Consider the following 5,076-nt stretch of genomic DNA (forward strand, 5'->3'; position numbering starts at 1 on the left):
ATAGAAAATCTACGGTTTCACCGATAGGTTATTGTCCGAATGCTTCGCCCCTACAGGACGCGGGCCGATGAAGACGCAAGGTTTTGAACGACGATTCTCTCAAAATCTTGCACCTGTGAGAGCAAAACAGAACCCTAAAACTCTTACCTCGTCTATATTTCACATTTATTCAGCAAGCCCTATCTACCAATCTATCTGAACAGGATATTTTGCTAATATTGAATCATGGCTAATCAGTCTAGCATTTTCAAGATTAGCTTGAGCAACTAACAAGCGGTCAAATGGATCTTTATGGATGTTAGGTAAAGTATTTAAAGCTAAAACATGGCTGACTGTAATTGATAAAAGGCCAATTTGGTTAGTTTCCTGCTGAGTATTAATCATTTCTGCTAAAGGTATCTTGAGTGATAGTTTACCTAGTTGTAGTTTGATTTGCATTTCCCAAATACTTGTAATACTAAGTAATAGCGTATTACTAGGATCTCTACACAGTTCTAAAGCTCTTTGAGAGAGTTTTTCTGGTTCGCTATCCCACCAAATAAATGTATGGGTATCTAAAAGAAATTTCATGATTCACCTGTCCAAAATTCTTCAGGAAGTGGCTCATCAAAATCTTCGCTAGTCCTAATTTTTCCAGCGTGTAGTCCTGGTTGTCGTAACTTAGGAGAAGGAGTTTCAGACGTTGTTTTTTCAGTATCTCCCCAAGGAATTAGACGAGCTACAGGCTTGTTTCCTTCGGTTATAATAATTTCAGTATCTACCTTTATTAAGGCAAGTAGTTCTTGTAAAGTTAACTGTACTTGATTGAGATCAATAGTTTTGTTTGACATGAATAATTTTCTCTCTTTATTTACTTCACAAAATAAAACAGGATTCAGTGATAACTGCCTCACAAGTTAATAAAGGGTTGGCAACTTTTTCCCATTGCTGAATTGCCCAATTGTGATAATTATCACTCCGGTATGTCTTGGAATCGCAGATCTTTTATTTAATTGGGGGTTAAACCACCAAGAATGGCTAGGACTTGCTGAAAAAGTACGGGCGAAGCATTCGGGCAATAACTTATCGCTGAAACCGTAGATTTCCTATCCGAATGCTTCGCCCCTACAGGACGTGATCGATAAACTGTTTGCGCTTCATACAACAATTTTCTCTTCTTGGTAGTTTCCCCTAGTAGCGGAAATTGCTTCCTGTTTATTCAATTCTAATGCTTCACTAAGAGTAATTTTTAGGGTTTCTAATAACTGATCACGAGATGCTTCTTGACAGTTAACTCCTGGAATTTCTTCTATCCAACCAATCCACCAATCTCCGTCTGGCTGAATGATAGCTGTGTAGGTGTTAGTCATAGAATATCTCCTTAGCTAAAATACAAATATATATTATTATACTCGATTTAGGAAACTCTGAAACCGCTCATCTCCCCGAATCTGCTCAAAATCTTTATCCGTTTTTGCCATATCCTGATATTTGACATCAAGATTGATGGCGCTTTGTAAGTTTTCGATAGCTAATTCCACATTATTTTGTAAGCCATAACAGCAAGCTTTATTGTAGTAAGTATTAGCATAATTTGAATTAATTTCTAAAGCTCGATCGTAGGATGCGATCGCTTGTTCAAATCTGCGTAAATTCCTTAACGCAATCCCTCGGTTGTTCCAAGCTTCATGCAAATCGGGTTTAATTTCTAAAGCTCGATCGTAGGATGCGAGCGCTTGTTCAAATCTGCGTAAATTATCTAAGGCAATCCCTCGGTTGTTCCAAGCTTGATGGTCATCGGGTTTAATTTCTAAAGCTCGATCACAGGATGCGATCGCTTCTTCCAATCTGCCTAAATTATATAACGCAATCCCTCGGTTGTTCCAAGCTTCATGATAATCGGGTTTAATTTCTAAAGCTCGATCGTAGGATGCGATCGCTTCTTCCAATCTGCCTAAATCAGCTAACGCATTCCCTCGGTTGTTCCAAGCTTGATGTAAATCGGGTTTAAATTCTAAAGCTCGATCGTAGGATGCGATCGCTTCTTCTGATCTGCCTAAATTACCTAACGCAACCCCTCGGTTGTACCAAGCTAGATGGAAATCGGGTTTAATTTCTAAAGCTTGATCGTAAGAGGCGATCGCTTCTTCCAATCTGCCTAAATTATCTAACGCAAACCCTCGGTTGATCCAAGCATCATGGAAATCGGGTTTAATTTCTAAAGCTTTGTCGTAAGAGGCGATCGCTTCTTCTAATCTGCCTAAATTACCTAACGCAACCCCTCGGTTGTACCAAGCTTCATGGTAATCGGGTTTAATTTCTAAAGCTTTGTCGTAGGATGCGATCGCTTGTTCGTATTCTTTTCCCATTTGATGAATTAAGCCTTTTTTATGCCACAATTCAGATGTTTGAACAGGATCGAGAGATGGGGAATCGCTTAAATAGGCCTTAATTTCGGCTAACTTTTCCTGTCGTTGTTGGGGAGTAAATTGCTGATAGGTATCGAGATCGCCGTCTAAATAAACCAGTCTTCTAATTTCTCTTTCCAATATGTCCTTATCCGTCGGAAATTCATAAACTCCCGAATACCAATCAAAAAAATCCGACGCACGACGAATAAAATACCGCAAGGCAAATTCCGGCAATAAGAATACTAAAGTAAAGGGAAATTGCCGCTCAAATCGCTCACGAGATAGGTTTAAATAGCCTAAAATCTTAGGAACTCCGGCCCAGGTTCCCCCATAAACCGGACTTTGACTCGACAAGAAATAGCCTTCACTTTCCGCTTCTTCGTAGCGCAGTAGTGCATTTTCTAAACCGCGCACAAAAAGAATGTTTAGATTGGTATAATTTGGTAAATCGACAATTTTCTCATACAAATTATCGGTTTCTGAATCAAGTTGCAGGACTTGAATATTTTTATTAGGTAAATCTTGACTGACTCTCCGAATAATCTCATCAGCTTGCACGGGAGAACAGCGAACAAAGAGTAAATTAAAGCCATTTTTTCGTCTCAGCGATCGCAGTAATGATTGATAGGATTCTGCTGCTGTTAGGGGTTGCTCTTCTCGCAATCCTTCAAAATCCGATTCCTGAGAGTTAGTTAAGGGTTTTAATTTTTGGTTTGTCATTATTATATATAGCTGTATTCAGATTTATGAGGTACACTAATTTTCTCACCTGTTCCCTGTTTCCCGCTCCCCATTCATCATTCATAATTCATCATTCATAATTCATCATTAAACTCCTTAATTTTGGTAATTAAAGGATGCACATCATACCAACTTTTTAACTCTGCATCTGCATCAAAATAAGCATATTGTAAAATACAACGATTGAATAATAATTTACGATGAGCTTCATCATTTTGAATTTCGTTGGTACGATATACCTTAGCCAGAATTTTCCACTGCTCGTGTTCTACTGTTCTCTGATAGACATCTCTAGCTTGAGTTATTGCTCTTTGAGCAGCTTTTGCGGTAATAGGTAAAGCATCCACATGATCTAAAGCGGTTTGCATTAATAAAATTAGGTTTCGTACATGACCTCCAGTCATTAAACATAATCGCTCCAGAACTTCTTGACTTTCAAAAATATCTGTTTCTAGCTTTTTCTTCGGTAAAAATTGCTGCGTTCTTTTCTCAATAATAGCCTTAATTTTTGCCATACCATCAGGATTAATAGTACGATCAAGATTGCGGATCATAATCATCGGTAAAACCATCGGGTCATTATCATAAATATCCCGTAGATCATTGGCCCGATTAGAATAGGCCATTGAAATAGGTATAGTATAAATCAAATGACAATTTAACCCCTTTAATTGATTAGCCCGATCTAAAAAAATCTCATCATGATTAGTTTTATGATCTCGCCGATATATCGGTACGATGCGATCTAAGTTATCAACAATTACCACTAATTTTGTTGAATCATCTAAGACAGTTTTGCTATTATCAATAAACTCATTTAGTGCTGTTAACAGCGTAACAGTATGAGGATTGATTTTATTTCTTATTTCTTGTCTTTGACTGGGAATTGCCCGAATCGCCGCAGACAATTTACCAAAATATTTAATCAAGTCTCCCGTTTCTAATTTGACATCTTCCACTTTAATCTCTGTTAAAGCTAAATCAATTAAATCCTGCCAACGGGATTTTATCCAGTTTTTTAAGGGGGTTGAATTAGCCTGTTTTAGTTGTTCTAACAAATGGCGCGTACAGGCAATGAGAATATCTGTATATTGAGCATCTTCTGGATCGATATCGTCTTCATCTGCCGCAAAATAAACAACAAAACAATTTTTTTGCTCTAGATATTTTTTCAGCCGCAATAATTCCGTGGATTTCCCCCCTCCTCGATGTCCTGTGTAGAGTTGATGGGTGTAGTCTGTTGGCAGCGAACGAATAATTTTTCTGCCTAAATCTTGACAGACATCGGCATCCGCTCTCACTGCTTTTAGATCCACATAAAAGGGACTATCGGCAGGTAAAGGAACTGGTTTAAAGGCATTAGCAAGATTAGCGATTAATTGTTCAGACATAGGCGACTATAGCTTGATTGATGTCATTATTATAACAATACTTATTGACAAGATGTTATACCAAATCCGTTTTTAATATTACGACTAACTCTCGATCGAACTTTAAAAACCCAGTTATGGATTTTCCCCCACTTCCCTAGCGCTCTTCTGGAACTCTAGGCAGAAGAGAAATAGGAATTGCGTGGAAAAACCTTCTCTAAAAGAGAATTTATTAATTTATTAAGCAGGGAAAATAACCGACAGAACAAGCGAATTATTTGAGGACTAAAAACTGAACTTCCCCCATACATATATACCATAATAGCCGAAAACCCTTATCCATCAATGGATGCACCCCCTTAACTTATCTTAATGTACCCATGTAATTTGTAACATTTCTTAATGGACAAGAATTCTCTCCATTTGCTAGAATGGTGGTCATGTATATAGAAAAAGTTCCTAACCGTAATTCCCCCCCCGCCGTTCTTCTTCGAGAGTCCTACCGAGAAGGAGAACAAGTCAAAAAAAGAACCCTGGCCAATCTCTCAAAATTACCCGATGATATTATCGAAAAT

6 protein-coding genes are annotated in these 5,076 nt (G+C 38.0%); 1 reads left to right on the forward strand and 5 read right to left on the reverse strand.

Annotation, left to right across the window (positions count from 1 at the left end; translation table 11 throughout):
• Positions 1–183: 183 nt before the first annotated feature.
• The 5 genes from O9290_RS26305 to O9290_RS26325 form a co-directional block, all read right to left on the reverse strand.
• A complete protein-coding gene (locus O9290_RS26305) occupies positions 184–570 on the reverse strand; it encodes a type II toxin-antitoxin system VapC family toxin (protein ID WP_002734288.1) in 387 nt (128 codons plus the stop codon).
• Positions 567–830, reverse strand: a complete 264-nt coding sequence (locus O9290_RS26310) for a type II toxin-antitoxin system Phd/YefM family antitoxin (protein WP_002752677.1) — start codon at positions 828–830, stop codon at positions 567–569. The genes O9290_RS26305 and O9290_RS26310 overlap by 4 nt, the downstream gene beginning before the upstream one ends.
• 306 nt (positions 831–1,136) lie before the next feature.
• A complete protein-coding gene (locus O9290_RS26315; RefSeq protein WP_104396960.1) occupies positions 1,137–1,349 on the reverse strand; it encodes a hypothetical protein in 213 nt (70 codons plus the stop codon).
• Between the two features lie 36 nt (positions 1,350–1,385).
• Complete coding sequence (locus O9290_RS26320) at positions 1,386–3,110, reverse strand: tetratricopeptide repeat protein (RefSeq protein ID WP_288057426.1); 1,725 nt, start codon at positions 3,108–3,110, stop codon at positions 1,386–1,388.
• Positions 3,111–3,205: 95 nt separating this feature from the next.
• Positions 3,206–4,522 carry a P-loop NTPase fold protein gene (locus O9290_RS26325; protein ID WP_008203800.1) on the reverse strand — a complete coding sequence of 439 codons (1,317 nt, stop codon included), beginning with the start codon at positions 4,520–4,522 and terminating at the stop codon, positions 3,206–3,208.
• 419 nt (positions 4,523–4,941) lie between these two features.
• Between O9290_RS26325 and O9290_RS28645 the strand changes: the two genes are divergently transcribed.
• A partial coding sequence (locus O9290_RS28645) for an IS1634 family transposase N-terminal domain-related protein (protein WP_502846468.1) occupies positions 4,942–5,076 on the forward strand: 135 nt, incomplete at its 3' end.

It is taken from the genome of Microcystis sp. LE19-41.2A, assembly GCF_027530405.1.
In the GTDB taxonomy this organism is placed as follows: Bacteria; Cyanobacteriota; Cyanobacteriia; order Cyanobacteriales; family Microcystaceae; genus Microcystis; species Microcystis aeruginosa.

What these genes read in the sequence shown, in the direction of transcription:
- O9290_RS26305 (WP_002734288.1), bottom strand. Translation starts at nt 570, where the DNA reads ATGAAATTTCTTTTAGATACCCATACATTTATTTGGTGGGATAGCGAA.
- O9290_RS26310 (WP_002752677.1), bottom strand. Translation starts at nt 830, where the DNA reads ATGTCAAACAAAACTATTGATCTCAATCAAGTACAGTTAACTTTACAA.
- O9290_RS26315 (WP_104396960.1), bottom strand. Translation starts at nt 1,349, where the DNA reads ATGACTAACACCTACACAGCTATCATTCAGCCAGACGGAGATTGGTGG.
- O9290_RS26320 (WP_288057426.1), bottom strand. Translation starts at nt 3,110, where the DNA reads ATGACAAACCAAAAATTAAAACCCTTAACTAACTCTCAGGAATCGGAT.
- O9290_RS26325 (WP_008203800.1), bottom strand. Translation starts at nt 4,522, where the DNA reads ATGTCTGAACAATTAATCGCTAATCTTGCTAATGCCTTTAAACCAGTT.